This is a genomic window from Protofrankia sp. Cr1 (assembly GCF_963555865.1).
Classification (GTDB): Bacteria; Actinomycetota; Actinomycetes; order Frankiales; family Frankiaceae; genus Protofrankia.
Window position 1 is genome coordinate 1 of the sequence record NZ_CAUVXO010000140.1, and the last position, 2891, is coordinate 2891.

The window sequence follows — 2891 nt, forward strand, 5'->3', positions numbered from 1 at the left end:
GTGTTGGTTACGTACTGTCACGCGGCTGGCCACGATGCCGCGTCCGGGCTTGCTGGTCGGGCGGGCCGACAGGGTCTCGACGATCGCGTGCAGTGTGTCGCCGACGTAGGTGGGGCCCTTGACCGTCAGTTCCATCGACAGGAATGCCAGGCCGGTGCCGTGCAGCGCGTTGGTCTGGAGTACCAGGCCCTCGGCGATGCAGTAGACGAAGGCTCCCGGTACCAGCCGGCCCGCGTAGCCGCCGGCGGCGGCGTGGGTGGCATCGACGAACAGCGGCTCGTTGAAGCCGCCCCACTGGATGAACGTCATGAGGTCGGATTCGGTGATGGTCCGGGCCGAGGTGCGAAACGCCGATCCCGGGACCATCTCCTCCCAGGTCATCCCAGGCGCCAGCAGCGGCACCTCGCTGCTCTTCGGCGTGGGGGCGGCGGTGTCGGTCGCTGCGGTTTCGGTCACGGTTGAACTCCTCGTCGGACGGCCGGCGGTGGGTCAGATTTCGGCACGGTGTTGTGCCTCGACGGCGATGAAGTCCGGTCGGCGCTTCTCCCGGATCGCGGCGATGCCCTCCTGGGCGGAGGGGCTCGCGAAGCCGTAGAACTCGTGCGCGAGCGAGGCTTCGAACGCCGGCAGCTGCACCCGGTACCAGTGGTTGAGCGAGGACTTGGTCGCGCGCAGCGCGTCGGACGAGCCGGTGGCCAGCGCGCTCGCCACTTCGAGGCCGCGTGCGTGTACCTGGTCGTCGTCCACCGCGAGCGAGACCAGCCCGATACGCTCGGCCTCCTCACCGGTGAGGCGCTCGCAGGTGAGGAGGTAGTACTTGGCCTTGGCCATCCCGCACAGCAGCGGCCAGCACAGCACGGCGTGGTCGCCGGCCGCGACACCGAGCCGGGTGTGGCCGTCGACGATGGTCGCACGCTTCCCGACCACCGAGATGTCGGCCATCATGCCGACGGCGAGACCCGCGCCGACGGCGGGGCCGTGCATGGCCGAGACCACCGGCTTGGACAGGTCCAGGACGCCGAGCACCATGGCGCGCGCCTCGTGCAGAACCCTGGTGCGGACTCCAGGGTTGTCGGCCATCTCCTGGAGCAGGTCGAAGGTACCGCCGGCGGAGAACGCCTTGCCCTCGCCCTGGATGAGTACGACCCGGGTCTGCGGGTCGCGGTCGATGACCGGCCAGACCTCGGCGAGGTCGCGGTGCATCCGCGGATTGACCGCGTTGAGGTTGGGTGCATCAAGCACGATGCGCAGAACGCCGAGCGCGGGTCGCTCGAAACGTAGCGTCGGAAAGTCGTCGTACCGGTCGCTCACACGTGACTCCAGCGTCGTCGCGCCGCGGACCGCGGCAGGGGGATCAGATCCGGTCGCATCTCGAAACAGGCTCTCAGGGGACGGTTGGCTCCGAAGCACGCTACTCGACGAATCGATTAATACGCTTACTGATTGAGTGTCGCATGCGAGGGGCGGCGGTGGCTAGATCGACAGCGTCCGCAGCGTCCGGTTCGTATATCGCATCCGGGTGCAACTCGTGACATCGTCTAGATAAATAGTCGAATATTACTGGAGGTTTGCTGTGAGTGAGGCGTGGATCATCGACGGCGTGCGGTCGCCGCGTGGCCGGGGCAAGGCCACCGGGTCGCTGCACCCGCTGCACCCGCAGGAGGTGCTGGCCCAGATACTCAACGCGCTGCGTGACCGGGTCGGTTTCGACCCGCTCGAGGTCGAGGACGTGGTCGCGGGCAACGGTATGCAGACCGGAGAGCACGGCGCCGACATCGGGCGGCTCGCGCTGCTGGCGGCCGGCTGGCCGGTGCAGACACCCGGGTCGAGTCTCAACCGGTACTGCGGCTCCGGCCAGCAGGCGGTCAGCTGGGCGGCGATGGGCATCCTGTCCGGTCATCAGGACCTGGTTGTCGGCTGTGGCGTGGAGTCGATGTCACGGTGGCCGGTGGCTGAGGGCGTGGTGACGCTCGACGCCGGCAACGCTCATCTGCGGGAGCTCTACCCGATGGTCCCGCAGGGCGTCAGCGCCGACCTCATCGCGACGCTGGAGGGCTTCACCCGCGAAGATGTCGACGCCTTCGCCGCCCAGAGCCAGGAGCGGTGCGCGAAGGCCGTGGCCGAGGGCCGGTTCGACGGTTCGGTCGTGCCGGTCAGTCATCTCGACGGCACGCTCGCCCTCGACCACGACGAGTTCCCCCGCCCCGGTACGACCGTGGCCACGCTCGCGAAGCTGCCGGCGTCGTTCGAGCAGCTGGCGACCCAGGTGCAGGCGGGCTTCGACCGGTCCTTCGACGACATGTGCCGCGAGGTCTACCCCCAGGCCGGCGAGATCCGCCACGTCCACCACGCGGGTAACTCCAGCGGCGTCGTCGACGGTGCGTCCGCGATCCTGCTCGCCTCGCCGGACTACGCCCGGGCCCACGGGATGACCCCGCGTGCGCGCGTCCGGATGACCGCGGTGGCGGGAGCCGATCCTGTGATCATGTTGACCGCGCCCGGCCCGGCCAGCCTGCGTTGCCTGGCCAAGGCGGGCATGACCGTGGCCGACATCGATCTCTGGGAGATCAACGAGGCGTTTGCCGCGGTTCCGCTGAAGACCATCCGCGACCTTGATCTCGACCCGGACCGGGTCAACGTCAACGGTGGGGCGATTGCGCTGGGTCACCCCATCGGAGCGTCCGGCCCGATGCTCATCCAGACCGTGCTGGACGAGCTCGAGCGGCGTGACGCCAACGTCGGCCTGGTGACGATGTGCACCGGCGGCGGCATGGGTACGGCGACGATCATCGAGCGGATCTGACACCTTCCCGGGACGCGTCCCCCGCAGCGGCCGTGGTGTCCGTTGGGATCCCACGGCCGCCCGGCGGCTCTGGAGACCCGGGGACTGC

At 69.0% G+C, this 2891-nt stretch carries 3 protein-coding genes; 1 reads left to right on the plus strand and 2 read right to left on the minus strand.

Going from position 1 to position 2891, the window contains the following annotated elements; all coding sequences use genetic code 11:
* Together U9980_RS13200 and U9980_RS13205 are read right to left on the minus strand one after the other, a co-directional pair.
* A partial coding sequence (locus tag U9980_RS13200; protein WP_322768177.1) for a MaoC family dehydratase occupies positions 1–456 on the minus strand: 456 nt, incomplete at its 3' end.
* Positions 457–489: 33 nt separating this feature from the next.
* Complete coding sequence (locus tag U9980_RS13205) at positions 490–1311, minus strand: enoyl-CoA hydratase/isomerase family protein (protein ID WP_322768178.1); 822 nt, start codon at positions 1309–1311, stop codon at positions 490–492.
* Positions 1312–1573: 262 nt separating this feature from the next.
* Here U9980_RS13205 and U9980_RS13210 point away from each other — a divergent pair, with 262 nt between their 5' ends.
* The gene (locus tag U9980_RS13210) at positions 1574–2803 is read left to right on the plus strand and encodes an acetyl-CoA C-acetyltransferase (protein WP_322755322.1); all 1230 of its coding nucleotides are present in this window, start codon (positions 1574–1576) and stop codon (positions 2801–2803) included.
* Positions 2804–2891 lie beyond the last annotated feature (88 nt).